Here is a 24,371-nt window from a genome sequence, read left to right as displayed (position 1 = left end):
GGCGGCGTGCTCTTGGCACGCAACCTGCTTTTAACCCGTCGTTTTTAACAAGCGCTTAAATCCTGGAGATCCTGATGGCCAAGACCGTTGCAGACGTGATGAAGCTGGTGAAGGAAAACGAAGTCAAGTTCGTCGACTTCCGCTTCACCGACACCCGTGGCAAGGAACAGCACGTGACCGTGCCTGTCTCCCACTTCGACGAAGACAAGTTCACGTCGGGCCACGCCTTCGACGGCTCGTCCGTGGCGGGCTGGAAGGGTATCGAAGCGTCGGACATGCAACTCATGCCCGACCCGAACACGGCCAACATCGACCCGTTCTTCGAAGAGACGACCCTGTTCCTGCAGTGCGACGTGATCGAGCCGGGCGACGGCAAGGCCTACGACCGCGATCCTCGCTCCATCGCCAAGCGCGCTGAAGCCTATCTGAAGGCCTCCGGCCTGGGCGACACGGCCTTCTTCGGTCCGGAACCCGAATTCTTCATCTTCGACGGCGTGCGCTGGTCCAACGAACCCGGCAAGGTCATGTTCGAGATCGAAGAGTACGAAGCCCCCTGGAACACCGGCGCCAAGCTCGAAGGCGGCAACCGCGGTCACCGTCCCACGGTCAAGGGCGGCTACTTCCCCGTGCCCCCGGTCGACAGCACGCAAGACATGCGCGCAGAGATGTCCCTGATCCTCGAATCCCTGGGCATCCCGGTCGAAGTGTTCCACCACGAAGTGGCGGGCGCTGGCCAGAACGAGATCGGCACCAAGTTCAGCACGCTGGTCGAGCGCGCCGACTGGACGCAGGTCCTGAAGTACGTGGTCTGGAACGTGGCCAATGCCTACGGCAAGACCGCCACCTTCATGCCCAAGCCCTACGCTGGCGACAACGGCTCCGGCATGCATGTGCATCAGTCCATCTGGAAGGACGGCAAGAACCTGTTCGCCGGCGACGGCTATGCAGGCCTCTCCGATTTCGCCCTGTACTACATTGGCGGCATCATCAAGCACGCCCGTGCCCTGAACGCCATCACGAACCCCGGCACGAACAGCTACAAGCGTCTGGTGCCCGGCTTCGAAGCTCCCGTGAAGCTGGCCTACTCGGCCCGCAACCGCTCGGCATCCATCCGCATCCCCTACGTCGCCAACCCCAAGGGCCGCCGCATCGAGGCGCGCTTCCCCGACCCATCGGCCAACCCCTACCTGTGCTTCTCCGCACTGATGATGGCCGGCCTGGACGGCGTGGAAAACAAGATCCATCCGGGCGAAGCCGCCACGAAGGACCTCTACCACCTGCCACCCGAGGAAGACAAGCTGGTGCCGACCGTGTGCCACAGCCTCGACCAGGCGCTGGAGTACCTGGACAAGGACCGCGGCTTCCTGACCAAGGGCGGCGTGTTCTCCGATTCCATGCTGGACGCCTACATCGACCTGAAGATGAGCGAAGTCACGCGCTTCCGCATGGCTCCCCACCCGGTCGAATACGACATGTACTACTCGCTGTAATCCAGCGATGCCGAAGCGGCGCCGCTCAGCCGGCGTGCGCTCGGACCACCACAAGGCGGCGCAAGCCGCCTTTTTCATTGGTGGCAGAGGAACTTGGCCGTGCCGCAAGGGCCTGAAGGGTCAACCCGCCGCGAACCGATCGCGTTGGGCGGGAAGAATTGGCGCTGCCGGGCGATTGGGGGATACTCCCCGCAGCCCGGCATGCGCCTTTTGCATGCCATGTGAGGAACCCATGAAAAAGACATTGATCGCGCTGTGGACGCTGTGCGCCTGCCTGCCGGCGGCCTGGTCGCAAGACCGCATCTACCGCTGCGGCAACGAGTACACCAACAACGCGACGCAAGCCAAGGAGCGAGGCTGCAAGGTGGTGGAAGGCGGCAACGTCACGGTGCTGCAGAGCCAGCGGCCTGCCGCCGCTCCCTCGTCCGGTGGTAGTGGTGGTGGCGGAAGCAGCGCATCGTCCGGCGGTTCCGCGTCCGCGCCGGCCAACACGCCGCGGGTCGGAGCCTCCGACCAGCGGGCGCGCGACTCCGACGCCCGCGCCATCCTCGAATCCGAGCTGCGCAAGGCCGAAGCCCGCCAGGCCGAACTGGCCCGCGAATACAACAACGGCATGCCGGAAAAGTCCGCGCTGGAACTGCGCAATACCCAGGCCTACCAGGACCGGCTGGCCGCGCTCAAGGCGAGCCTGGCCCGTGCCGATAGCGACGTAGCCGGCATCAAGCGCGAACTCGCCCGGCTGCCCCCCGCCAACTGAGCGGCGCGGTTCACGCCACCTGGCGTGTGCCTGCCAGCGCGGCGCCCTATCGGCCCGCGCACCTTCAGCCTTAAGGCCTGTCGGCGGCCCCAGTGCCGGCCTGCGGGCCGCATGCCATCCAGAAAGGGAATCGTCTGCCGAAAACCGACACCTCGCGCTACCTTGCGCTCGACCTCGTCTCCACCCTGGTCGCCGTGCTGCGCGCCGACGATGGCGCGGTGCTGTTTGCCAACGCCGCGCTGGAAACCTGCCTGGGCCTGTCGCGCCGCACGCTCGACGGGGCTGATTTCAGCGTGTTCTTCACCGACCCGGCCCTGCTGCAAACCGCATTGGCTGGTGCTCGCGAGCGCGACTTCTCCGCACTGCGGTTCGAAGCCGGGCTGCGCCGTCCGCCGCAGGAATCGCTGCCCGTGCACGTCAGCGTGGCCATCGCCGAGCACAGCGGCGAAGTACTGATCGAGCTCTGGCCGCTGGAAGCCCAGGCGCGCCAGGACCGGGAAGAGCGCCTGCGCGAGCAGGCCTTGGCCAACAAGGAACTGATCCGCAACCTGGCGCATGAGATCAAGAATCCGCTGGGCGGCATCCGCGGCGCGGCGCAGCTGCTGGAGATGGACCTGCAAAGCCGCGAGCTGATCGAATACACGCAGGTCATCATCCATGAAGCCGACCGCCTGCAAAGCCTGGTGGACCGGCTGCTGGCGCCGCACCGGCACCCGCACCTGGTGGGCGACGTCAACATCCACGAGGTGTGCGAGCGCGTTCGCTCACTGGTGCTGGTGGAGTTTCCGCACGGTCTGCGGGTGCGCCGCGACTACGACACCTCCATCCCCGAGTTCCGCGGCGACCGGGCGCAGCTCATCCAGGCGCTGGTGAACATCGTGCAGAACGCCGCCCAGGCGCTGACCGAGCGCATCGCCCAGGGCGATGCGGAAATCGTGCTGAGCACCCGGGTCGCGCGGCAGGTTACGTTCGGCCGCCAGCGCTACCGGTTGGCACTGGAATTGCATGTCATCGACAACGGACCAGGCGTGCCCGAGGCCATCAAGGAGCGGATTTTCTATCCCTTGGTGACGGGTCGGGACGGAGGATCGGGACTCGGGTTGACGCTGGCGCAAACCTTCGTGCAGCAGCATCACGGGCTCGTCGAATGCGACAGCGTGCCGGGGCGCACGGACTTCCGCATCCTCATTCCCCTGCCTTGAGGTCCCGAGAGACAGACATACAGACAGCCACCAACGGGAACAAGGTAGAACCAACACATGAAGCCGATCTGGATAGTAGATGACGACCCCTCGATCCGCTTCGTCCTGGAGAAAGCACTGGCGCGCGAGAACCTGCCCACGCGCAGTTTCACCCACCCCCGCGAGGTGCTCGACGCGCTCGCCGACATCGCCGCCGGCGACCCCGCCCGTCAGGGGCCGCAGGCGCTGGTGAGCGACATCCGCATGCCCGGCGGCTCGGGCCTGCAACTGCTCGAGCAGGTGCGCCAGCAGCAGCCGGGGCTGCCCGTCATCATCATGACGGCCTATTCCGACTTGGACAGCGCCGTCTCGGCCTTCCAGCGCGGCGCCTTCGAATACCTGCCCAAGCCCTTCGATCTGCCTAAGGCGGTGGAGCTCATCCGCCGCGCGGTCGAGGAGAGCCAGCGCGAGGAAGTCACCGAGGAGCGCCAGACCGCCACGCCCGAGATGCTGGGCCAGGCGCCCGCAATGCAGGACGTGTTCCGCGCCATCGGCCGCCTGAGCCAGAGCCAGGTCACGGTGCTGATCACCGGCGAGTCCGGCTCCGGCAAGGAGCTGGTCGCGCGGGCGCTGCACAAGCACTCGCCCGTGGCGGGCGGCCCATTCGTCGCCATCAACACCGCCGCCATTCCCAAGGACCTGCTCGAGTCCGAATTGTTCGGCCACGAGCGGGGCGCCTTCACCGGCGCGCAGACGCAGCGGCGCGGCCGCTTCGAGCAGGCCGAAGGCGGCACGCTGTTCCTGGACGAAATCGGCGACATGCCGTTCGATTTGCAGACGCGGCTGCTGCGGGTGCTGTCCGACGGGCAGTTCTACCGGGTGGGCGGCCATGCCGCCGTCAAGTCCCATGTGCGCGTGATCGCCGCCACCCACCAGGACCTGGAGCGCCGGGTCAAGGAAGGCGGCTTTCGCGAAGACCTGTTCCACCGCCTGAACGTCATTCGCCTGCGGCTGCCTGCCCTGCGCGAGCGCCATGAAGACGTGCCCATGCTCACGCGCCACTTTTTGCAGCAGAGCGCGCGGCAGTTGGGCGTGGAGCCCAAGCGCATTGCCGAAGCCGCGCTGCAGCGCCTTGAACACTTCTCCTTCCCGGGCAACGTGCGGCAGCTCGAGAACATCTGCCACTGGCTCACGGTGATGGCGCCGGCGCAGGTGATTTCGCTGCAGGACCTCCCGCCCGAAGTGCTCGACGCTCCGCGTTCGGCCACCGAAACCGCCGTGGCCGCGGCGCCGGCCGCGTCGTGGACGACGGGGCTGACGGCCGAGTCGGGGCAGGGTGCCGACGCGGCCCGCCACGCAGAGTCCCCCACGCCGCCCACGGTGCCAGCCAACCTCCCTGCAGCCACGGGCCTGGCCGGCAGTGCCTACGCACCGATCGCCCAGGACCACGCCACCGCGCCTGCCGGGGCCGCGCCCGCGCTTCAGGCCGGCTGGGAACAGGCCCTGGAAGCCGAAGCGCAGAAGCTCCTGTCCGGCGGGCAGGCCGAGGTGTGGGACGTGCTCAGCCGCCGGTTCGAATCCCGGCTGATCCGCACGGCGCTGCACGCCACCCATGGCCGGCGCATGGAGGCGGCCCAACGGCTGGGCATCGGGCGCAACACCATCACGCGCAAGATCCAGGAACTGGGGCTGGACGCGCCGGACGAAGCCTAGCAAGACGCCCTTCGGGCGATCCGCGTCGCGGCCAGCACGGGGTCATGGCAGGACCCCGTCTAGCAGCGATTTCTGGCGCGCGTCGCTCACGGCGTGGTCGATTGGTGACCTGGCCTTTGTGCCAATTTGCCTCCCAGCGCTTATTCCATAAGCACTTTTTGCTATCAATGGTATAGCAATCGAGACGAACAGGTTCCTGGCGACCGTCCCGCCACCGTTCTCGCGGCAGTCGGCCGCGGGGCGGGCGGATGGGCCCACCGCCGGCGTCACAGGTCCCTGCCTTGCGTGGAGGCCACCACCTGCAGGCTCCCGCAGGCACGCCGCGAGGTAACTGGCACGCCGCATGGGGGCTCTGTGGGTGCGTCTGCCGCCGTTGCTTACACTGCGGCCATGCCTTCGCCCCTTTCGCGCATGCCCAACCACCCGACGCTCCCCGCGCCGGACCGGGCGGTGCTGTGCGCCATCGCCGCAGCGAAAGGCACGGGTCCGCACGCCAAGCCGCGTCGTGGGCAGCGCACGCCTGCACTTTCCTGAGCCCGGCGGTTCGCTCCTTCTCTCTCCCTTTCCTTTCAGCGCAACACTTCACCGCCGGGCCGCCATTGCGCGCCACTGGCGGTGGGCTCCCGGGCGAGCCGCCGCCGCACCCGTTGGAGTGTGCTTCATGTCAAACCCCACAGCAGCCCCTGCAATTCCTGGTGAGCGCGTGCTCACCGACCTCGACTTCGCGCGCCTGTCCAAGCTGACCGATCCGCAGGGCGAATCTCCCCTGGCGGACGTGCTTGCCGCCGCCGACGTCACCGGCTCCCGCGCCATCCAGCCCGACGTGGTCACCATGAATTCCCAGGTGGAAGTGGCCGACCCGCACACCGGACGCTGCCAGGTGCTCACGCTCTGCTACCCGCGCGACGCGGCGCCGACCGCCGGGCGCATCTCCGTGCTGTCGCCAGTGGGCACCGCGCTGCTCGGGCTCAGGGCCGGGGACAAGGCGGCGTGGCAGGCGCCGGATGGCCAAGCCTGCCAGGCCGACGTGGCCCGCATCGCCTATCAGCCCGAGGCTGCGGGCGACTACCTGAGCTAGCGCGGCGCGTACAGCTGGCGGTGATCGCGAGAGGGATGGCCACAGCAAGGTCCGGCCACAGCCTGACGCCTTCCCGGTCCACGACGGCTGCCCCGCGCACTGTCCTACACCCATGCCGCCCCTGAGCCGACCCTGTGCGCCACGGCCGGACTTTCAGAATGCCTTCACTGTTCAACCAACTGGAGATTTCTCATCATGGCTGATTTCAAAGACGCGAATCGCGACCCGCTGACCAACGAGCCCGGCGCTCATCCGATCGGCACGGGCGTGGGAGCCACCGGCGGTGCGGTCGCGGGCGCGGCTGCGGGCGCTCTGGGCGGGCCGATCGGCGCGGCCGTGGGCGGTGTGGTCGGCGCGGTGGCCGGTGGCCTGGCGGGCAAGGCTGCGGCCGAGTCGGTCAACCCGACGGCGGAAGATGCCTACTGGCGCGGCAGCTACGACCGCGAGCCCTACTACGAAGGCGGGCGCACCTATGAGGAATACCGCCCCGCGTACGAACTGGGCTGGTCTGCCCGTGACCGCTACCAGGGCCAGGACTTCGACGCCGTCGAACCCCATCTGGCCCGCGACTGGGGCCATGCCCGCACCGAGAATTCGCTGGACTGGGACGCCGCCCGCCCTGCCACCCGCGCCGCCTGGGACCGCGTGGAGCGTGGTGATTCCGGACGCAGCGCGGCCGCCGCATACGGCGCTGGCACGGCAGGCGCTGCGGGCCTGGCCGGTGCCGGCGCGATGACCGGCACCTCCGCCGACTTCGCCTCGGAAGATGGCGCCTTCGACAACGACGACGTGGTGGATGTGCTGGACGACCTGCTCGAATCGTGCCGCGACGGCGAATACGGCTTTCGCGCCTCGGCCGAACGCGCCGAATCGCCTGAGCTCAAGACCATCCTGCTGCGCCATGCAGGCGAATGCGCCGCCGCTGCGGCCGAACTGGAGCGCGAAGTGCGCAACCACGGCGGCGAGCCCTCTTCGGGCGGCACCATGTCCGGCGCGCTGCACCGCGGCTGGGTCTCGGTGAAGGCCGCGCTGTCGACCAACGACGACAAGGCCGTGCTGGAAGAGTGCGAGCGTGGCGAAGACGCTGCCGTGGCCCGCTACCGCAAGGCCCTGCAGGAGCCGCTGCCCGCCGCCGTGCGCGCCCTGGTGGAGCGCCAGGCCCAGGGCGCCCAGCGCAACCATGACGAAGTGAAGGCTCTGCGCGACCGCTTTCAAGCCGCCGACCGCTGACCTCGGGTTGCGCGCCGGCCCCGGCCGGTGCGCAACGAACAAGGCCGCGCTGCTTTCGGGCAGCGCGGCCTTTTTCCTGCCCGCTCGGGGGCGTTCAGCCCAGCTGCACCACCACCGGTGCGTGATCGCTGGGCTGGGGGTTCTTGCGTGGGGCGCGGTCGATGTGGCAGGCCTGCACCCGGTCCTTGAGCGCGGCGCTCACCAGGATGTGGTCGATGCGCAGGCCCCGGTTTTTCTGAAAGCCCAGCATGCGGTAGTCCCACCATGAAAAGCTCTTCTCGGGCTGATCGAACAGGCGGTAGGCATCGGTCAGGCCGAGCTGCAGCAGCGCCTGGAAATGCGCGCGTTCTTCCACCGTGTGGTGAATGGTGTCCTTCAATCCCACCGGGTCGAATGAATCGCGGTCTTCCGGCGCGACGTTGAAGTCGCCCACCAGCACCAGCCGCGGATGCGCGTGCAGCTCGGTTTCCAGCCAGCGGCGCAGGGCCTCCAGCCACAGCAACTTGTAGGCGAACTTCTCGGAGCCCGGCGCTTGGCCATTGACGAAGTAGCAGTTGACGAGGCGCAGCGGGCCATCGGCCGTATCCAGCGTCGCCGCGATCACGCGGGCCTGCACATCGTCGTGGCCCGGAATGTTGCGCACCACGTCCCGCAGCGGCGAGCGGCTGAGGACGGCGACGCCGTTGTACGTCTTCTGGCCGAAGCTCGCGGCGTGGTAGCCGGCTGCCTTCAGTGCATCGAGGGGAAACTTCTCGTCCACCAGCTTGAGCTCCTGCAGGCCGATGGCGTCGACGGGATTCTGCGCGAGCCAGTCCAGCACCTGGGGCAGGCGGACGGAGAGGGAGTTGACGTTCCAGGTGGCGATCTGCATGGGCTGTCCAGGAAATAGGTGAAAAGTGAGCGCTTTAACGGCGCCGATAGCTCACGAACGAGTAAGGGAGTCCGCCCTGGGCCGACTGCTGCACGGGCGTGCGGGCCGTCTCCTGCCATTCGGGCCCCAGCTGCGGGGCGAAGGCGTCGCCCTCGAAAGTGTGGTGGATCTCGGTCACCTCCACGGCCTCGGCCAGCGGCAGGGCCTGGGCGTAGATCTGCGCGCCGCCGATCACCCAGGCCGTGTCCCCCTGCGCGTGGGCGAGGGCCAGGGCTTCGGGCAGGTCGGCCGCGCGCTGCGCGCCCTCGGCCCGCCAGTCGGCCTGGCGGGTGACGACGATGTTGGCCCGCCCGGGCAGAGGCCGGAAGCGCGGGGGCAGCGAATCCCAGGTCTTGCGACCCATCACGACGGGCGAGCCGAGCGTCAGCTGCTTGAAATGCGCCAGGTCTTCCGGCAGATGCCAGGGCATGGTGCCGCCCTGGCCGATGACGCCGTTGGCGGCGCGGGCGAAGATGAGTCGCAGTGTCATGGTGTGTCCAGGCGGTCGGGTGGCGCGGCCTTTACAGGTGCAGGTAGGCGAGGGCGCCCACCGCCAGGCCCAGGCCTGCCACGCCGTACATGCCCCACTGCAGCCACTTGCGCCGTGTCAGCAGGGCGATGGCCGCCAGGGCGATGGCCACCTGCAGCACCGTGGTGGCCTGCGCCCAGCGGTGGTGCTGGTGCATCTGCGCCTCGCTCTGCTCGTCCAGCGCCTGCGACTGAGCCTCCAGCGCCTCGGCCTTCTGCTTGATGTCGTTCTTCTCCAGCTCGTAGCGTTCGAGCTTGGCCTGCAATTCGGGCTTGCGGCCGTCGGCCGCCAGGTCGCGGGCCAGCTCGGTCACCGACTGCCTGGTGCTCTTGGACTGGTAGTACGCCCATTGGTTGGCCGCCTCGGTCTTCTTGATGGCGGCGTCGTTCTTGATGAGGCCCGCATTGGCCTGCGTGGCCCCACCCATGTACGAGAAGATGGCACCCACCGTGGCGATGATGGCGGTGGCCATGGCGATCTGGTTGGTCATGCCGCCGCCGTGGCCGGCGTCGGAGTGCGGGTGTTGGGCGGCATGCTCGACGGCGTGGTCGTGCGGCCCATGGACGTGAAAGCCGTGGGAGGACATGGTGGAGGGCGGGTCAAAAGCGAAAGAGAAACCGGGTGTGCGTCAGACCGCGACCGGCGCCTTGATGGCCGGGTGGTGGGCGTAGTCGCGCACCTCGAAGTCTTCGTACCGGTAGTCGAACAGGGTACCTGGCCGGCGCAGGATGTGCAGCGTGGGGTAGGGGTGCGGCGCGCGCGACAGCTGCAGTTCCACCTGCTCGAAGTGGTTGCTGTAGATGTGGCAGTCGCCGCCCGTCCAGATGAAGTCGCCCACGTCCAGGTTGCACTGCTGCGCCACCATGTGCGTGAGCAGCGCGTAGCTGGCGATGTTGAAGGGCACGCCCAGGAAGATGTCCGCGCTGCGCTGGTAGAGCTGGCAGCTCAGCCTGCCGCGCTCGCCCGCGGCCTGCGGCGGCGCCACGTAGAACTGGAAGAAGGCATGGCAGGGCATCAGCGCCATCTTGTCCAGGTCCGCCACGTTCCAGGCGCTGACGATGATGCGGCGCGAATCGGGGTTGGTCTTGAGGGTTTCGACGACCTGGCTGATCTGGTCGATGTGGCCGCCGCCCGGCGTCGGCCAGCTGCGCCACTGCACGCCATACACGGGGCCCAGGTCGCCGTCTTCACGCGCCCATTCGTCCCAGATGGTGACGCCGCGCTCCTTCAGCCAGCGGTTGCTGCTGGAGCCGGTGAGAAACCACAGCAGCTCGACGATGATGGACTTCAGGTGCACCTTCTTCGTGGTGACCAGCGGGAAGCCTTCATTCAGGTCGAAGCGCATCTGGTGCCCGAACACGCTGCGCGTGCCGGTGCCCGTGCGGTCGCCCTTGGCCACGCCGTGGGTGTAGACGTGGCGCATGAAATCTTCGTACTGGGAGCGCACGGGGCGGGCGGTGTCGGTCATGGACAGGGGGCGCGCTCGGCGCTTTATCACAACGATGGAGGCGTGGATTCTAGGCGGCGGGCGGCGGGGCTGCTTTCGGCCGCAGCAATCTCCTGGCGCTAGGCGCTAAGCTCACGGGATGACCCCGTACCTTGCCGCCATCGCCAAGCCGTCCTGGGCTTGGGTTCCACTCACCGCCGCGCTGGCGCTGGCCGGCTGTGCCAGCCGCGTTCCGTTGACGCCAGCCTCGCCCGCGCCTGCCGCGAGCCCCACGACCCCGTCCACGCCGCCGCAGGCCAAGCCCGCCCACCCCTGGGCGGGCGTGCAGGAACTGGTGGGCCGCTACCCGTCCAGCGGTGAAGACTTCCTGCGCACCGGCCCCATCGCACTTCGGCTGCAGGGGCTGCTGGGGCCCGTCAACTACCCGGTGTTCCTGCAGAACATGGGCACCAGCGGCCCGCTGCGGCAAGAGGGGCCCTTGATCTACATCACCGGCAACCGCCCGCACCAGGGCGGGCAGGAGTCGGCCGCGATGGTGCTGGACCCCACGCGGGACGTGATGCGCGCCTGGCTGCAGACCGGCGACGAGGAATGGGACGTGCAGGACGCCGGACCGGCCGTGCCGCTGCCGGCCGAGGTGCGGCAGTTCATCCAGAACGCGCGCGGCGTCTGACCTGCAGCCCGCCGGCCGTCAGGCCGCCTGCGGTGCGACGGGCAGCAGGCAGTGCGGGTTCATCAAGCCCTGCGGGTCCAGCGCGCCCTTGATGGCACGCATCATCGTGAGCGCCACGGGCGACTGGTACTGCTCGAGCTTGTCCACCTTCAGCGCGCCCACCCCATGCTCGGCCGAGAACGAGCCGCCGAACTTCGCCACCGCTTCATAGACCAGGTCGTTCACCCGCGCTTCCTGCTCGCGCAGGAAGGCCTTGGCATCACCCTCGGCCGGGGCCTGCACGTTGTAGTGCAGGTTGCCGTCGCCCAGGTGGCCGAAGTTGACCAGCCGCACACCCGGGATCTCGCGCTGCAGCAGGGCGTCGGCGTATTCGACGAAGGCCGGAATGCGCGGGATCTGCACGGAGATGTCGTGCTTGATGTTCAGCCCCTCCTCGGCCTGGGCGAGCGGAATGCTCTCGCGGATGTGCCAGAGCTGGTGCGCCTGGGCGATGTTCTCGGCCACCACCGCATCGGTCACGCAGCCGGCGTCGAAGGCGGTTTCCAGCAGCGCCTCGAAGCGCGCGCGGGCGTGCTCCTCCGACTCGCTGTCGCTGTTTTCCAGCAGCACGCCGTAGGGCACGTCGGCCTGGTCGATGAAGGGCACGCGCAATTGCGGCATGTGCCGGTTCACCAGGCTGAGCGCGAAGCGGCCCATCACCTCGAAGCCCGTCAGGCCCGCGCCCAGCTGCTTGTGCGCAAGGGCCAGCAACTGCACGGCGTGCTCCATCGACGGCACGGCCGCCCAGGCCGTCAGGCTGGCGGCGGGTTGGGGATAGAGCTTCATCGTCGCGGCGGTGATGATGCCCAGCGTGCCCTCGCTGCCGATGAAGAGGTCGCGCAGGTCGTAGCCGGTGTTGTCCTTGCGCAGGCCCTTCAGGCCTTCCCAGACCTCGCCCTGCGGGGTGACCACTTCCAGCCCCAGGCACAGGTCGCGCGCATTGCCGTAGCGCACCACCTGCGTGCCGCCGGCATTGGTGGCCAGGTTGCCGCCGATGGTGCAGCTGCCTTCGGCCGCCAGGCTCAAGGGGAAGAGCAGGCCGGCTTTCTCCGCAGCGTCCTGCACGTTCTGCAGGATGGCGCCGGCCTCCACGGTGAGCGTGAGGTTGTCGGCATCCACCGCGCGGATGGCGTTCATGCGCGACAGGCTCAGCAGCACCTGTGTGCCGGTCGCATCGGGAATGGAGCCCACCGCCAGGCCGGTGTTGCCGCCCTGCGGCACGATGGCCGTGCCGGCGGCGGCGCAGGCGCGCACCACGGCGGCCACCTCCTGCGTGCTGCCGGGGCGCACCACGGCCAGCGCCTTGCCGCGGGCGCGGCGGCGCCAGTCCTGCTCCCAGGCCGTGAGGTCGCCCTCGGTCAGCACATGGGCGGCGCCGACGGTCTGGCGCAGGGTGTCGATGAGTGTGGACATGAAAAGCTCTCTCGGAATGCAGGGTGGGACGGGCCGTGGGGCGGGTCGTTGTCGGGGGCTCAGGGAGCCGGCGCGCTGGCGGCATTGGTCGCAGAGGTGCGCACATGTTTCTGGCGCAGCCGCACGTGCAGCGCGCAGGCCACGAACAGCGCCAGGCAGAGGGCGATCTCGACCAGGGCCAGCCAGCGGCCGGCGCCGGTGTCGCTCCAGGCGCGCACCACGCCCTCGGTGAAGTAGAGCCACACCACCAGGCTGACCCAGCGGTAGGTGTACATGCGCCGCTTGAGCAGCCCCGCCAGGGGGAAGGCCAGCGGCAGCGCCTTCAGCGCCAGCCAGGAGCCGCCCGGCCGCAGCGGCGCAAGCCACAGCTCCCACGCCAGGCAGAGCACGATCAGGCCCAGCAGGCTGCCGACGGCGAGCCAGCGGGTGGCGACGACGTCCTGGGCGGGGTGGAGTGGCGAGGCGGGCATGCGGACAAGGAGCGAAGGAGGAGCGGAGCGCTGCCGGGCCGTCCAGCCCGGCGCGGCGAATGGAATCGGGGATCATATCGGCCATGCGTATTTCCCTGCAGGCCGCGCTGCTGCGCTTTGACGCGTGGCTGACCGAGCTGTCCCACTTCCCGTGGCGCCCCACGGCGCACACGCTGCGCGAGCGTTTCCGCGAAGACCGCCTGGGCCTCACGGCCAGCAGCCTCACCTTCACCACGCTGCTCGGGCTGGTGCCGTTCTTCACCGTGGCGCTGGCCGTGTTCACGGCCTTCCCCATCTTCAGCCAGATGCAGTTCGTGCTGCAGCGCTGGCTGATCGACAGCCTGGTGCCGGACACCATCGCCCGCTCGGTGCTGGGCTATCTCACCCAGTTCGCGGCCCAGGCCAGCGGGCTGGGCGTGGCGGGTTTTTCGATCCTGCTGGCCACGTCGCTGGCGCTGATCCTCACCATCGACCGCACGCTCAACAACATCTGGCGCGTGCCGCGCCTGCGGCCGCTGGGCCAGCGCGTGCTCATCTACTGGGCCGTCATCACGCTCGGGCCGCTGGTGCTGGCGGCCAGCCTGGCGCTCACCACGTCGATGGCGTCGGCCGCCTCGCGCGGCATCGGCGACAGCCTGCCCGGCAGCGCGCGCCTTCTGCTCGACGCCATCGAATTCTTCGTGCTGGCCGTCGGCATGGCGGCGCTCTATCGCTACGTGCCCAACACGCACGTGAAGTGGCGCCACGCCTGGGCCGGCGGGCTGTTCGTCTCTGTCGGCATCGAGCTGGCCAAGAAGGTGCTGAGCCTCTACATCGCCTCGGTGCCGACGTATTCCGTGCTCTACGGCACCTTCGCCACGCTGCCCATCCTGCTGCTCTGGGTGTACGTGGCCTGGGTCATCGTGCTGCTGGGCGCCGTGGTGGCGGCCTACCTGCCCAGCCTGCTGGCGGGCGTGGCGCGCACGGCGGGCGGCCAGGGCTGGACCTTCCAGCTGGCGGTGGAAGCGCTGCAGCAGCTGCAGGCTGCCCGTCACACGCCCGCCCGGGGCCTGACCGCGTCGCAGCTGGCACAGGCGCTGCGGGTGGACGTGCTGCAGCTCGAGCCCGTGCTGCAGGCGCTCACCGCGCTGGACTGGGCGGTGCAGGTGAACGAAACCGCCAGCGGCGCGCCGGAAAGCCGCGAGGCCCGCCACCTGCTGGTGGCCGACGTGACCACCACGCCGCTGGAGCCGCTGGTCGAGCGCCTGCTGATCGAGCGCTCGGCCAGCCTGGAGCGCTTCTGGGGCAATGCCGGCCTGGCGGTGGTCAAGCTGGCGGACGTGCTGCCCCGGCCCGAGCGCCCGCCCACCTCGCCATGAATCGGTTTGCTACTATTTTCATAGCTGCTTGCGCTTGATTATCAAGCGCTGGAGGCTGATTTGGTCATGAAACCAGCCGCCTCCGGCGCGCCAGGGCCCAGCGCATCGGCCGCCGCCGTGCCGCTGCGCACCGCGCCCTCCAGCGTGGCGGGGTAGGGCCCGTCGACATAGTCCCCGCAGGCCAGCAGGCCGGACGCGATCCGCATCGGCGGGCGCCGCAGCCCCGGGGTGCAGGCGAAGGTGGCGCGCTTCTCGACCACGGTGCGCAGCACGCGCAGGCCGTCCAGGCGCAGCTCGCTCGCGGCCTGCGCCAGCACCTGCCGCTCCAGCGCCTCGCGCTCGCCCTCGAAGGCGCTGACCACGAAGGCCAGCACGCCCGCTGGCCCGCCCAGCAGGGCGCGGTCGAACACGAACTGCGCCGGCCGCTGGGCCGTGGCGCGCAGCGCCAGCATGGGTTCGGGCAGCAGGGCGGTGGTGGTGGCCGTGGGGTGCTGCGCGTAGACCGTGGCGATGGCCGTGTGGCGCAGCGCGTCGGCCTGGTCCGCCCAGTCCGTCCCTGCCGCAGCCATCTCCGCCGCCATCCCCGCCGTCTCCCCCCGCACCAGGCGTGCGGCCTCGGGCGCGGGTGTGGCCAGCACCACGGCGTCGAACGGCATGCTGCCCGCCGCCGTCCCGACGTGCCAGACACCCGCGCCGGCAGGCCGCAGCGCGGTCACGCGCAGCCCGGCATGCACGGTGTGGCCGTGCGCGCGCAGCCACCGGGCGGCGGGCTCGGGGAAAAGTGCGCCCAGGTCCAGCCGGGGCAGCAACAGGTGCGAGCCGCCGCGCCCGCTGAACAGGCTGTCCCGCAGCACGCGCAGAAAGACGGTGCCGCTGGATCGATCGGCCGGCGTGTTCAGCGCCGATACGCAGAGCGGGTCGATGAATTCGTGCTGTAGCCGCACGGGCAGGTGGGCGCAGAGCTGCGCCACCGTCGCTTGCGGCGCGCAGGTGAAGCCGCCCAGCCGCCACGCCGCCGCCGTGCGCAGCAGGGCCCAGCGCTCGCCCCAGCTCCAGCCGCGTGCCCGGCCGATGCCCACGAGCGCGTCCCAGGGCGGAGGCAGGTCGGGCAGGCGCAGGCCGGTGCCGTCGGCATAGGGCAGCGCCAGCGGCATGCGCAGCAGCGCGGGCGATTCGGCCACGCCCACCGAGCGCATCAGCGCCAGGCATTCGGTGTAGGCGCCGATGAGGATGTGCTGGCCGTTGTCCAGCGTGACCGGGTCGCCGCCCGGGCCTTGCGCGGCCACGGCGCGGGCGCGGCCGCCCAGCGTGCGGGCCGCCTCGAACACGGTGACGCCGTGGCCCGCCCGGGTGGCCTGCAGCGCGGCAGCCAGCCCCGCCCAGCCGGCGCCGACGATGGCGACGCGCATGGGCTACATGCGCCCCAGCGCCTGCATCTTCCAGGCGAGCCAGAACTTGCGCAGCGGCGTGAGCGCGATGCGCTGGTGCAGCACCTGGAAGTTCTCGGCCTCGATCTCGCGCAGCAGCGTGCGGTAGATGCTGGCCATCATCAGGCCGGGCTTCTGGGTGCGGCGGTCGGCCGCCGGCAGCAGGGCCAGCGCCTCGTCGTACAGGCGGTGGGCCCGCTCGGCCTGAAAGCGCATCAGCGCGGTGAACCGGTCGGAATACTGGCGCTTCAGGATCTCGTGCGCCTTGACATCGAACTGCTGCAGCTCGGACACGGGCAGGTAGATGCGGCCCATCATGGCGTCTTCGCCCACGTCGCGGATGATGTTGGTGAGCTGGAAGGCCAGGCCCAGGCGGTGGGCGTATTCGGTGGTGGCCGGGTCGGTCTGGCCGAAGATGCGCGCCGCCACTTCGCCCACCACGCCCGCCACCAGGTGGCAGTAGCGCGAGAGGCCCGCGAAGTCGAGATAGCGGGTCTGCTCCAGGTCCATCTGGCAGCCCTCGATCACGGCCTGCAGGTGGCGCTCCTCGATGCCGTAGGCGGCGGTGTGCGGCATCAGCGCCTGCATCACGGGGTGCGTGGGCTGGCCGGCGAAGGCCTTGGCCACTTCCGCCTGCCACCAGGCGAGCTTGGTGCGCGCCACGCCGGCGTCCGAGACTTCATCGACCACGTCGTCCACTTCGCGGCAGAACGCATAGAAGGCGGTGATGGCTGCGCGGCGCGAGGCGGGCAGGAACAGGAAGGCGTAATAGAAGCTGCTGCCAGAGCCGGCGGCTTTTTGCTGGACGTACTGTTCCGGGGTCATAAGCGCGGGATTGTCCCATGGGGCAGGGCGCCGCCGTGCGTGGCGTGCCGGCATCGTCACGCGGCCGACACCGGCCCGTCACGCCACCGCCACGCGGCGGGCACAGCATGGCGGCCATGCAACGCGACGACGCATTCCTGAACGCCTGGCGCAACGCCACCGCCCCCCTGCAAGACGAGGCCGCCGCGGGGCTGGCGCCGGAGCGGCCGGTGCGGCGCTTTCGCACGCTGTGGATCTCCGACCTGCACCTGGGCACGCCCGGCTGCCAGGCCGAGGCGCTGCTGGATTTCTTACGCCACACCGAGTGCGAGACGCTCTACCTGGTGGGCGACATCGTCGACGGCTGGCAGCTGCGCCGGACCTGGTACTGGCCGCAGGCGCACAACGACGTGGTGCAGAAGCTGCTGCGCAAGGCGCGCAAGGGCACGCGGGTGATCTTCATTCCCGGCAACCACGACGAATTCGCGCGCCGCTACCTGCACCTGAACTTCGGCGGCATCACCGTGGCGGAAGACTGGGTGCACGAAACCGCCGACGGCCGCAAGCTCTGGGTGATCCACGGCGATCTGTTCGACGGCGTGATCCAGTGCGCCAAGTGGCTGGCCCACGTGGGCGACTCGCTCTACGAATTCACGCTGCGGCTCAATCGCCACCTGAATACGCTGCGCGCCCGAATGGGGCTGCCGTACTGGTCGCTGTCGCAGTACCTCAAGCGCCGCGTCAAGCGCGCCGTGAGCTATGTGGACGACTTCGAGAACGCCGTCGCCCGCGAGGCGAAGAAGCGCGGCCTGCAGGGCGTGGTCTGCGGGCACATCCACCATGCCGAGCTGCGCGACATCGGCGGCACGCTCTACGCCAACGACGGCGACTGGGTGGAGAGCCTGACCGCCCTGGCCGAGCAGGCCGACGGCACGCTGGAGATCCTGCAGTGGTCCGACTTCCTGCCGGCGGCGCGCCATAAGGCCGCCCGCAAGTCGGCCCGCAAGCAGCTGCAGCATGCCTGAGCGCATGGTGCCCGCCCCGTTCGCCGCCAGCGCGGCGGCGCGGCCCGCCGTGGTCGAGCTGGTGTACTTCAACGCGGGCGGCGGCCACCGCGCCTCGGCCCTGGCGCTGGAGGCCGCCATCGCCCACGCCGGCCTGCCGTGGACGGTGCGGCTCACCCACCTCTTTGAAGTGCTCGACCCCACGGCGCGCTTTCGGCAATGGACCGGCATGGAGCCCGAAGACATCTACAACCGCCGCCTGGCCCGGGGCTGGACGCTGGGGCTCGCGCAGGAGCTGCGCCTGCTGCAGGGCATGATCCGCTGGAGCCACCGCACGCTGGTGCGGCGCCTGGCGGCCCACTGGCAGCAGGCCGCGCCCGACCTGGTGGTGTCGCTGGTGCCCAACTTCAACCGGGCGCTGGGCGATTCGGTGGCCGCGGCCCTGGCCGGCGTGCCGTTCGTCACGGTGATGACCGACCTGGCCGACTGCCCGCCGCATTTCTGGATCGAGCCCGAGGTGGCCGGCCAGCACATCGTGTGCGGATCGCCCCGCGCCGTTGCCCAGGCCCGCGCCGCCGGCTGCGGGCCAGGGCGCATCCACGCCACCTCCGGCATGGTGCTCAGCCCGGCCTTCCACGACCTGCCCGCGCTGGATCGGGCGGCCGAACGCGCCGCGCTGGGCTTTGCGGGCGACCGGCCGGTGGGCCTGGTGCTGTTCGGCGGCGAGGGCTCGCGCGCCATGCTGGGCATTGCCCGGCAGCTGGCCGATACGCCGCTCATCCTGGCCTGCGGCCGCAACGCCGCGCTGGCCGGCGCCCTGCGCGCACTGCCGGCCCGGGCGCCCCGGCTGGTGCTGGACTACACCCGCGAGCTGCCCCGCTACATGCGCCTGGCCGACTTCTTCATCGGCAAGCCGGGCAGCGGCAGCCTGAGCGAAGCGGTGCAGATGGGGCTGCCGCCCATCGTGACCCGCAACCGCTGGACCATGCCGCAGGAACGCTACGGCGCCGAATGGGTGCAAGCCGGCGGGCTGGGGCTGGTACTGCCCCGCTTCGCCGAGCTGCCCCGTGGCGTGCAGGCCCTGCAGGCCGACCTGCCGCGCTTTCGGGCCGCGGTGCGGCGCCAGCACAACCGCGCGGCCTTCGAGGTGCCGCAGGTGCTGGCCGGCATCCTGGCGCAGGCGCGGGCGGAGGGCGCGCCGGCCAGCTGGCTGCGGGCGGCCTGATCGCGCATCACATCCGCAGGGCGCGCCAGGCCATGCGCGGCCCGTCGGTGGCGCGCAGCACCGGGCGGGTCACCAGGCTGCCGCCGTGCAGCGCCTCCACCTTGTCGAGAATGCGCAGGCCGCCCTGCACCACGAAGCGCAGCTCCCAGCCCATGCGGCCGGGCAGGCGGTGCACCAGCGGCGCGCCGGCGAGCATGGTGCGGCGCGCCCAGGCGGCGCAGTCCATCACCAGCGCGTCGGTCGCGGCGCTGCGCCGGCCCCGGGCCAGCTCGGCGCGGTCCACGCCGTGGGCGGCGCAGTCCGCGTCGGTCAGGTAGTGGCGGCCACGCGGCAGGTCCACGCTCAGGTCCTGCCAGAAGTTGATGAGCTGCAGGGCCGAGCAGATGGCGTCGCTCTCGGCCAGCGCCGCATCGCCCCCCACGCCGTAGAGGTGCAGCAGCAGCCGCCCGACCGGGTTGGCCGAGCGGCGGCAGTAGTCCAGCAGGTCGGCCCGGGTGGCGTAGGTGGCGCCGTCCCGCGTCATGGCGATGTCCTGCAGGAAGGCGTCCAGCAGATCGTCCAGCAGGGGCACGGGCAGGGCGTAGCTCTGCAGCACGGCCTGCAGCGGGCCGAAGATGGCCGCCCAGCGCGGCCCGGGCGCGGCGCCGCCGGCCACGGCCCGCAGTTCGGCGCGGTAGGCGCAGAGGTCGGCCAGGCGCTCGTCGGCGCTGGCGTCGCCCTCGTCGGCCAAGTCGTCCGCCGCCCGGGCGAAGGCGTAGATGGCAGCGATCGGCTGGCGCAGCCGGGGCGGGCAGAGCAGCGAGGCCACCGGGAAGTTTTCGTAATGCGTGACGGGCGGCGCCGGCGGCGCGGCTTGCACGGCCGCAGATGACGGCGCGGGCGACGGCACGGGCGACGGCTCGGGGCGGTGGGGATCGGAAGGCTTCACGGCCCGCATTCTCGCCTTGACAGGATGGCGGTGGCCGCCATAGATTACTAACCAGTCAGTCAGTAAGCACTGTTGCGAAAGTTTTCGATGACTCCTTCCTCCGCGCCGTCGCTCTTCCTTGCACCCGGCCCGCAGTCGCTCTCGTCCGCGCCCCCCGTCCGGCCCGCTCGCATGCGGGCCTTTTCGTGGGGGGCGCGGGGCCTTGCGGCGGCGCTGGCCGGGGCCCTGCTGGCCGGCTGCTCCAAGCCCGAGCCGGCGCCCGAGCCGGTGCGTTCGGTGAAGCTGGTCACGGTGGGCGCGTCGGCGCTGCACGCGCAGCTGGAATATGCCGGCGAGGTGCGGGCGCGTGTCGAATCGCGCCTGGGCTTTCGGGTGGCCGGCAAGATCGCCGAGCGGCAGGCGGAGCTGGGCCAGCGCGTGCGCGCCGGCCAGATGCTGGCGCAGCTGGACCCGCGCGACTACCAGCTGGCCACCGAGGCCGCCCGTGCCCAGGTGGCGGCCGCCCGCACGCAGCGTGACCTGGCCGCGGCGGACCTGCAGCGCTACGCCGCGCTGAAGGCGCAGAACTTCATCAGCGGGGCCGAGCTGGAGCGGCGCGAGGCGTCGGCGAAGTCGGCCCAGGCCACGCTGGACCAGGCCCAGGCGCAGCTGGCCTCGCAGGGCAACCAGGCCGCCTACACCCGGCTGCTGGCCGACGCGGCCGGCGTGGTGACCGGCGTGGACGCCGAGCCCGGACAGGTGGTGGCCGCCGGCACGCCGGTGGTGCGCATCGCGCAGGACGGGCCGCGCGACGTGGTGTTCGCCGTGCCCGAGGACAAGGTGGCCGCCCTGCGCGTGGGCCAGCCGGTGCAGGTGCGCGTGTGGGCGGGCGGCGAGGCGCTGGCCGGCCGCGTGCGCGAGGTGGCGGCCAGCGCCGACGCGGTGACGCGCACCTTCCAGGTCAAGGTGGCGATCGACGGGGCGGATGTGCCGCCGCTGGGCTCGACGGCCTACGTCACGCCCCAGGCGCTGAGCCGCGAGGGCACGCAGGCGCTGAAGCTGCCCACCACCGCGCTGCGGCAGGAGGGCCAGCAGACGGCGGTATGGCTGTTCGACCCCGCCACCAGCACCGTGCGCTCGCAGCCGGTGCAGGTGGCCACGGCCGATGGCAACGACGTGGTGATCGCCGCCGGCCTGGCGCCCGGGCAGCAGGTGGTGGCGACGGGCGTGCACGTGCTGGCACCCGGCCAGAAAGTGACGGTTTATCAGTCAAAACAGGCTCCAGCGCCCGTATTACCAGCGCAGGATGCTATTAATAATGTAGCAAACGGCGGTGCCGCGGATACGCCGCCCGCCCCCGCCACGGCAACGGCCAGCCGCTAGGAGCGCCCCATGCCACCGAGCCACTCCCCGACGCCGCCGCCCGGCGACACGCCCGCGCAGGTCCCGGCACGCCGCGAACGCTTCAACCTGTCGCGCTGGGCGCTGGAGCATCCGGCGCTCACCCGCTACCTGATGGTCGCGCTGCTGCTGCTGGGCGTGGGCAGCTACTTTCAGCTGGGCCAGGACGAGGATCCGCCCTTCACCTTCCGCGCGACGGTGGTGCGCACCTACTGGCCCGGCGCCACGGCGCAGCAGATGGCCGAGCAGGTCACCGACAAGCTAGAGCGCACGCTGCAGGAGGCGCCCTATGCCGACAAGATCCGCAGCTACTCCAAGCCCGGCGAGTCGCTGATCATCTTCAACCTGAAGGACTCCTCGCCGCCCGGCGAGGTGGCGGGCGTCTGGTACACGGTGCGCAAGAAGATCGGCGACATGCGCTACACGCTGCCGCAGGGCGTGCAGGGGCCGTTCTTCAACGACGAGTTCGGCGACGTGTACGGCGTGATCTATGCGTTGGAGGCCGACGGCTTCAGCTATGCGGAGCTGCGCAACTTCGCCGACGACGTGCGCCAGCAGCTGCTGCGGGTGCGCGACGTGGCCAAGGTCGAGCAGTTCGGCGTGCAGGACGAGAAGCTCTACATCGAGATCTCGCAACGCCGCCTGTCGCAGCTGGGGCTGGACATGAACCAGGTGCTGGCCCAGCTGGGCCAGCAGAACGCGGTGGAAAGCGCCGGCATCATCCAGACGCCGGCCGACCAAGTGCAACTGCGCGTGGGCGGGCAGTTCGCCACGCCCGAGGCATTGCGCGCCATGCCGATCCGCGGCGCCTCGGGCGCCCAACTGCGGCTGAGCGACATCGCCGAGGTGCGGCGCGGCTATGTGGACCCGGCTGCCGTGAAGGTGCGCCACCAGGGGCGCGAGGTGATCGCGCTGGGCGTCTCCATGGCCAAGGGCGGCGACATCATCCGCCTGGGCAAGGCCCTGCACACGGCCACTGCCGACATCGAGAAGCGCCTGCCCGCCGGCGTGCGCCTGGTGAACGTGCAGGACCAGCCCCGGTCGGTGTCCAGCTCGGTCAATGAGTTCGTCAAGGTGCTGATCGAGGCCGTGGTGATCGTGCTGGCGGTGAGCTTCATCAGCCTGGGGCTGCACAAGCGCCCGGGCCAGCACCCGCTCTGGCGCCGCTACACGCTGGACGTGCGGCCGGGGCTGGTGGTGGGCATCACCATTCCGCTGGTGCTGGCCGTCACCTTCCTGGCCATGTGGTACTGGGGCATCGGGCTGCACAAGATATCGCTGGGCTCGCTCATCATCGCCCTGGGCCTGCTGGTGGACGACGCCATCATCGCGGTGGAGATGATGGTGCTGAAGATGGAGGAGGGCTACGACAAGCTGCGCGCCGCCACCTTCGCCTACGAGATCACGGCCATCCCCATGCTGACCGGCACGCTCATCACGGCGGCGGGTTTCCTGCCCATCGGCATCGCCAAGTCGGTGACGGGCGAATACACCTTCGCCATCTTCGCGGTGACGGTGATCGCGCTGGTGCTGTCCTGGCTGGCATCGGTGTACTTCGTGCCGTACCTGGGCATGCTGCTGCTCAAGCACCCGGCGCACGTCCAGGTGCGGGGCGAGGGCGGCGACCATCCGGACGGGGCAGGTAGCGCCGCCGCGGGGCACCATGAAGTGTTCGACAGCCCGTTCTACAACCGCTTCCGCCGCCTGGTGGGCTGGTGCGTGGACCACCGCTGGATCACCATCGGCATCATGCTGCTGACCTTCGCGCTCGGTATCGTCGGCATGGGCCGGGTGCAGCAGCAGTTCTTCCCGGATTCGAGCCGGCCCGAGGTGCTGGTGGACCTGTGGTTCCCCGAGGGCACTTCGTTCCAGGCGAACGAGGAGACCACCCGCCGCGTGGAGCGGCGGCTGATGGACGAGCCGGGTGTCTCCACGGTCAGCACCTGGATCGGCTCGGGCGTGCCGCGCTTCTACCTGCCGATGGACCAGATCTTCCCGCAGACCAATGCCTCGCAGCTCATCGTGGTGCCGCGCGACCTGGCCACGCGCGAGCAGCTGCGCCAGTCGCTGCCGCAGCTGCTGGCGGCCGAATTCCCGGAAGTGCGCGCCCGCGCCAAGCTGCTGCCCAACGGCCCGCCGGTGGCCTATCCGGTGCAGTTCCGCGTCATCGGCACCGACCCGGCCGTGCTGCGCCAGCATGCCGACGAAGTGCGGGCGGTGCTGCGGGAGAGCCCGCAGATGCGCGGCGTGAACGACAACTGGAACGAGTCGGTGAAAGTGATGCGGCTGGAGGTGGACCAGGCCAAGGCGCGCGCGCTGGGTGTGAGCAGCCAGTCCATCGCCCAGGCCGCCCGCGTGGCCTTCACCGGCAGCACGGTGGGGCAGTTCCGCGAGGGCGACCGGCTGATCGACATCGTGCTGCGCCAGCCCGAGAACGAGCGCCGCGCCATCACCGACGTCGCCAACGCCTATTTGCCTACCGCGTCGGGCCGGTCGGTGCCGCTCACGCAGGTGGCGCGTCCCGTCTTCACCTGGGAGCCCGGCGTGATGTGGCGCGAGAACCGCGACTACGCCATCACCGTGCAGGGCGACGTGGTGGAAGGCCTGCAGGGCGCCACCGTCACCGCCGCGCTGCTGCCCGCGCTGCGCAAGCTGGAAGCCGGCTGGCACGCCGCCGGCCAGACGGCCTATCGCATCGAGGTGGCGGGCGCGGTGGAGGAAAGCTCCAAGGGCTCGGCCTCCATCGTGGCAGGGCTGCCGGCCATGCTGTTCATCGTCTTCACGCTGCTGATGCTGCAGCTGCACAGCTTCAGCCGCGCCATGCTGGTGTTCCTCACCGGGCCGCTCGGCATCGCCGGAGTGGCGGGCGCGCTGCTGCTGCTGGGGCGGCCGTTCGGCTTCGTCGCGCTGCTGGGCGTGATCGCGCTGATGGGCATGATCCAGCGCAACTCGGTCATCCTGATCGACCAGATCGAGAGCGACCGCGCGCGCGGCGTGCCGGCGTGGAACGCCATCGTCGAGTCGGCCGTGCGCCGGCTGCGGCCCATCGTGCTGACGGCGGCGGCGGCGGTGCTGGCGATGATTCCGCTCTCGCGCAGCGTGTTCTGGGGACCGATGGCCGTCGCGATCATGGGCGGGCTTGTCGTGGCGACCGTGCTGACGCTCCTGGCGCTGCCCGCGATGTATGCCGCCTGGTTCCGCGTGCGGCGGCCCGATTCGGCGCCCGCCCGAGCGGTTTGACGGACGCTCCCGCCGATCCGGCTAAAATCGAAGGTTGACCAATTTCATACAGATGGCTGGCAATGCCCGCCGCCT

The 24,371-nt window shown here is 70.2% G+C and carries 21 protein-coding genes; 12 read left to right on the top strand and 9 right to left on the bottom strand.

Annotated elements, in window-relative coordinates:
- Positions 1–74: 74 nt before the first annotated feature.
- The 6 genes from glnA to ABWV53_RS10930 all read left to right on the top strand — a co-directional run bounded on the left by glnA (position 75) and on the right by ABWV53_RS10930 (position 7,449).
- Complete coding sequence (glnA, locus tag ABWV53_RS10955) at positions 75–1,490, top strand: type I glutamate--ammonia ligase (protein ID WP_353365750.1); 1,416 nt, start codon at positions 75–77, stop codon at positions 1,488–1,490.
- 232 nt (positions 1,491–1,722) lie between these two features.
- Complete coding sequence (locus tag ABWV53_RS10950) at positions 1,723–2,247, top strand: hypothetical protein (RefSeq protein ID WP_353365748.1); 525 nt, start codon at positions 1,723–1,725, stop codon at positions 2,245–2,247.
- A gap of 194 nt (positions 2,248–2,441) precedes the next feature.
- Entirely contained in the window at positions 2,442–3,449 is a 1,008-nt protein-coding gene (gene glnL / locus ABWV53_RS10945; RefSeq protein ID WP_502903870.1) for a nitrogen regulation protein NR(II), read from the top strand.
- A gap of 57 nt (positions 3,450–3,506) precedes the next feature.
- Positions 3,507–5,141: a nitrogen regulation protein NR(I) gene (gene ntrC, locus ABWV53_RS10940; RefSeq protein ID WP_353365746.1), complete on the top strand. Its 1,635-nt coding sequence runs from the start codon at positions 3,507–3,509 to the stop codon at positions 5,139–5,141.
- 661 nt (positions 5,142–5,802) lie between these two features.
- Positions 5,803–6,219 (top strand): GreA/GreB family elongation factor, encoded by a 417-nt coding sequence (locus ABWV53_RS10935; RefSeq protein WP_353365744.1) that lies wholly within the window; start codon positions 5,803–5,805, stop codon positions 6,217–6,219.
- A 195-nt stretch (positions 6,220–6,414) separates the two neighbouring features.
- Positions 6,415–7,449 carry a ferritin-like domain-containing protein gene (locus tag ABWV53_RS10930; protein ID WP_353365742.1) on the top strand — a complete coding sequence of 345 codons (1,035 nt, stop codon included), beginning with the start codon at positions 6,415–6,417 and terminating at the stop codon, positions 7,447–7,449.
- Positions 7,450–7,543: 94 nt separating this feature from the next.
- Here ABWV53_RS10930 and xth read toward each other — a convergent pair whose 3' ends face one another.
- From xth to ABWV53_RS10910, 4 genes are read right to left on the bottom strand one after another with little or no spacing between them, the layout of a single operon-like run.
- Positions 7,544–8,320, bottom strand: coding sequence for an exodeoxyribonuclease III (xth, locus tag ABWV53_RS10925; RefSeq protein ID WP_353365740.1), 777 nt, complete (start codon positions 8,318–8,320; stop codon positions 7,544–7,546).
- A 34-nt stretch (positions 8,321–8,354) separates the two neighbouring features.
- A complete protein-coding gene (locus ABWV53_RS10920) occupies positions 8,355–8,849 on the bottom strand; it encodes a dihydrofolate reductase (RefSeq protein ID WP_353365738.1) in 495 nt (164 codons plus the stop codon).
- Between the two features lie 31 nt (positions 8,850–8,880).
- Positions 8,881–9,474, bottom strand: coding sequence for a DUF4337 domain-containing protein (locus ABWV53_RS10915; RefSeq protein ID WP_353365736.1), 594 nt, complete (start codon positions 9,472–9,474; stop codon positions 8,881–8,883).
- Between the two features lie 42 nt (positions 9,475–9,516).
- Positions 9,517–10,356 carry a thymidylate synthase gene (locus ABWV53_RS10910; RefSeq protein ID WP_353365734.1) on the bottom strand — a complete coding sequence of 280 codons (840 nt, stop codon included), beginning with the start codon at positions 10,354–10,356 and terminating at the stop codon, positions 9,517–9,519.
- A gap of 118 nt (positions 10,357–10,474) precedes the next feature.
- Between ABWV53_RS10910 and ABWV53_RS10905 the strand changes: the two genes are divergently transcribed.
- Complete coding sequence (locus tag ABWV53_RS10905) at positions 10,475–11,008, top strand: Ivy family c-type lysozyme inhibitor (RefSeq protein WP_353365732.1); 534 nt, start codon at positions 10,475–10,477, stop codon at positions 11,006–11,008.
- An 18-nt stretch (positions 11,009–11,026) separates the two neighbouring features.
- On the opposite strand, the gene ABWV53_RS10900 is transcribed toward ABWV53_RS10905, so the two are convergent.
- On the bottom strand, positions 11,027–12,460 hold the full coding sequence (locus tag ABWV53_RS10900; RefSeq protein WP_353365730.1) for an FAD-binding oxidoreductase: 1,434 nt from the start codon (positions 12,458–12,460) through the stop codon (positions 11,027–11,029).
- Positions 12,461–12,519: 59 nt separating this feature from the next.
- The gene (locus tag ABWV53_RS10895; RefSeq protein ID WP_353365728.1) at positions 12,520–12,930 is read right to left on the bottom strand and encodes a DUF2069 domain-containing protein; all 411 of its coding nucleotides are present in this window, start codon (positions 12,928–12,930) and stop codon (positions 12,520–12,522) included.
- Positions 12,931–13,013: 83 nt separating this feature from the next.
- Between ABWV53_RS10895 and ABWV53_RS10890 the strand changes: the two genes are divergently transcribed.
- On the top strand, positions 13,014–14,288 hold the full coding sequence (locus ABWV53_RS10890) for a YihY family inner membrane protein (protein ID WP_353365726.1): 1,275 nt from the start codon (positions 13,014–13,016) through the stop codon (positions 14,286–14,288).
- Between the two features lie 41 nt (positions 14,289–14,329).
- Here ABWV53_RS10890 and hpnE read toward each other — a convergent pair whose 3' ends face one another.
- Both hpnE and hpnD read right to left on the bottom strand, forming a co-directional pair.
- Positions 14,330–15,697: a hydroxysqualene dehydroxylase HpnE gene (gene hpnE / locus ABWV53_RS10885; protein WP_353365724.1), complete on the bottom strand. Its 1,368-nt coding sequence runs from the start codon at positions 15,695–15,697 to the stop codon at positions 14,330–14,332.
- Positions 15,698–15,700: 3 nt separating this feature from the next.
- Positions 15,701–16,540: a presqualene diphosphate synthase HpnD gene (hpnD, locus tag ABWV53_RS10880; protein ID WP_353365722.1), complete on the bottom strand. Its 840-nt coding sequence runs from the start codon at positions 16,538–16,540 to the stop codon at positions 15,701–15,703.
- Between the two features lie 116 nt (positions 16,541–16,656).
- Here hpnD and ABWV53_RS10875 point away from each other — a divergent pair, with 116 nt between their 5' ends.
- Together ABWV53_RS10875 and ABWV53_RS10870 are read left to right on the top strand one after the other, a co-directional pair.
- Positions 16,657–17,544 carry a UDP-2,3-diacylglucosamine diphosphatase gene (locus tag ABWV53_RS10875; protein WP_353365720.1) on the top strand — a complete coding sequence of 296 codons (888 nt, stop codon included), beginning with the start codon at positions 16,657–16,659 and terminating at the stop codon, positions 17,542–17,544.
- Complete coding sequence (locus tag ABWV53_RS10870; protein WP_353365718.1) at positions 17,537–18,748, top strand: glycosyltransferase family protein; 1,212 nt, start codon at positions 17,537–17,539, stop codon at positions 18,746–18,748. The genes ABWV53_RS10875 and ABWV53_RS10870 overlap by 8 nt, the downstream gene beginning before the upstream one ends.
- 7 nt (positions 18,749–18,755) lie before the next feature.
- Here the strand turns inward: ABWV53_RS10870 and hpnC are convergent, their stop codons facing one another.
- Positions 18,756–19,685, bottom strand: a complete 930-nt coding sequence (hpnC, locus tag ABWV53_RS10865) for a squalene synthase HpnC (protein ID WP_502903869.1) — start codon at positions 19,683–19,685, stop codon at positions 18,756–18,758.
- Between the two features lie 78 nt (positions 19,686–19,763).
- On the opposite strand from hpnC, the gene ABWV53_RS10860 reads away from it, so the two are divergent.
- The gene (locus tag ABWV53_RS10860; RefSeq protein ID WP_502903868.1) at positions 19,764–21,038 is read left to right on the top strand and encodes an efflux RND transporter periplasmic adaptor subunit; all 1,275 of its coding nucleotides are present in this window, start codon (positions 19,764–19,766) and stop codon (positions 21,036–21,038) included.
- A gap of 9 nt (positions 21,039–21,047) precedes the next feature.
- Positions 21,048–24,296: an efflux RND transporter permease subunit gene (locus ABWV53_RS10855; RefSeq protein ID WP_353365716.1), complete on the top strand. Its 3,249-nt coding sequence runs from the start codon at positions 21,048–21,050 to the stop codon at positions 24,294–24,296.
- Positions 24,297–24,371 lie beyond the last annotated feature (75 nt).

Origin of the sequence: Acidovorax sp. FG27 (assembly GCF_040365715.1) — a bacterium.
Lineage (GTDB): Bacteria > Pseudomonadota > Gammaproteobacteria > Burkholderiales > Burkholderiaceae_C > Paracidovorax.
This window is presented reverse-complemented; position numbering and strand designations above follow the sequence as displayed.

Coding starts and splice junctions, on each gene's coding strand:
- hpnC (WP_502903869.1), bottom strand. CDS start 19,685: ATGCGGGCCGTGAAGCCTTCCGATCCCCACCGCCCCGAGCCGTCGCCC.
- ABWV53_RS10900 (WP_353365730.1), bottom strand. CDS start 12,460: ATGTCCACACTCATCGACACCCTGCGCCAGACCGTCGGCGCCGCCCAT.
- glnA (WP_353365750.1), top strand. CDS start 75: ATGGCCAAGACCGTTGCAGACGTGATGAAGCTGGTGAAGGAAAACGAA.
- ABWV53_RS10855 (WP_353365716.1), top strand. CDS start 21,048: ATGCCACCGAGCCACTCCCCGACGCCGCCGCCCGGCGACACGCCCGCG.
- hpnE (WP_353365724.1), bottom strand. CDS start 15,697: ATGCGCGTCGCCATCGTCGGCGCCGGCTGGGCGGGGCTGGCTGCCGCG.
- xth (WP_353365740.1), bottom strand. CDS start 8,320: ATGCAGATCGCCACCTGGAACGTCAACTCCCTCTCCGTCCGCCTGCCC.
- ABWV53_RS10910 (WP_353365734.1), bottom strand. CDS start 10,356: ATGACCGACACCGCCCGCCCCGTGCGCTCCCAGTACGAAGATTTCATG.
- ABWV53_RS10890 (WP_353365726.1), top strand. CDS start 13,014: ATGCGTATTTCCCTGCAGGCCGCGCTGCTGCGCTTTGACGCGTGGCTG.
- ABWV53_RS10920 (WP_353365738.1), bottom strand. CDS start 8,849: ATGACACTGCGACTCATCTTCGCCCGCGCCGCCAACGGCGTCATCGGC.
- ABWV53_RS10870 (WP_353365718.1), top strand. CDS start 17,537: ATGCCTGAGCGCATGGTGCCCGCCCCGTTCGCCGCCAGCGCGGCGGCG.
- ABWV53_RS10860 (WP_502903868.1), top strand. CDS start 19,764: ATGACTCCTTCCTCCGCGCCGTCGCTCTTCCTTGCACCCGGCCCGCAG.
- ABWV53_RS10950 (WP_353365748.1), top strand. CDS start 1,723: ATGAAAAAGACATTGATCGCGCTGTGGACGCTGTGCGCCTGCCTGCCG.
- ABWV53_RS10915 (WP_353365736.1), bottom strand. CDS start 9,474: ATGTCCTCCCACGGCTTTCACGTCCATGGGCCGCACGACCACGCCGTC.
- ntrC (WP_353365746.1), top strand. CDS start 3,507: ATGAAGCCGATCTGGATAGTAGATGACGACCCCTCGATCCGCTTCGTC.
- ABWV53_RS10875 (WP_353365720.1), top strand. CDS start 16,657: ATGCAACGCGACGACGCATTCCTGAACGCCTGGCGCAACGCCACCGCC.
- ABWV53_RS10930 (WP_353365742.1), top strand. CDS start 6,415: ATGGCTGATTTCAAAGACGCGAATCGCGACCCGCTGACCAACGAGCCC.
- ABWV53_RS10905 (WP_353365732.1), top strand. CDS start 10,475: ATGACCCCGTACCTTGCCGCCATCGCCAAGCCGTCCTGGGCTTGGGTT.
- hpnD (WP_353365722.1), bottom strand. CDS start 16,540: ATGACCCCGGAACAGTACGTCCAGCAAAAAGCCGCCGGCTCTGGCAGC.
- ABWV53_RS10935 (WP_353365744.1), top strand. CDS start 5,803: ATGTCAAACCCCACAGCAGCCCCTGCAATTCCTGGTGAGCGCGTGCTC.
- ABWV53_RS10895 (WP_353365728.1), bottom strand. CDS start 12,930: ATGCCCGCCTCGCCACTCCACCCCGCCCAGGACGTCGTCGCCACCCGC.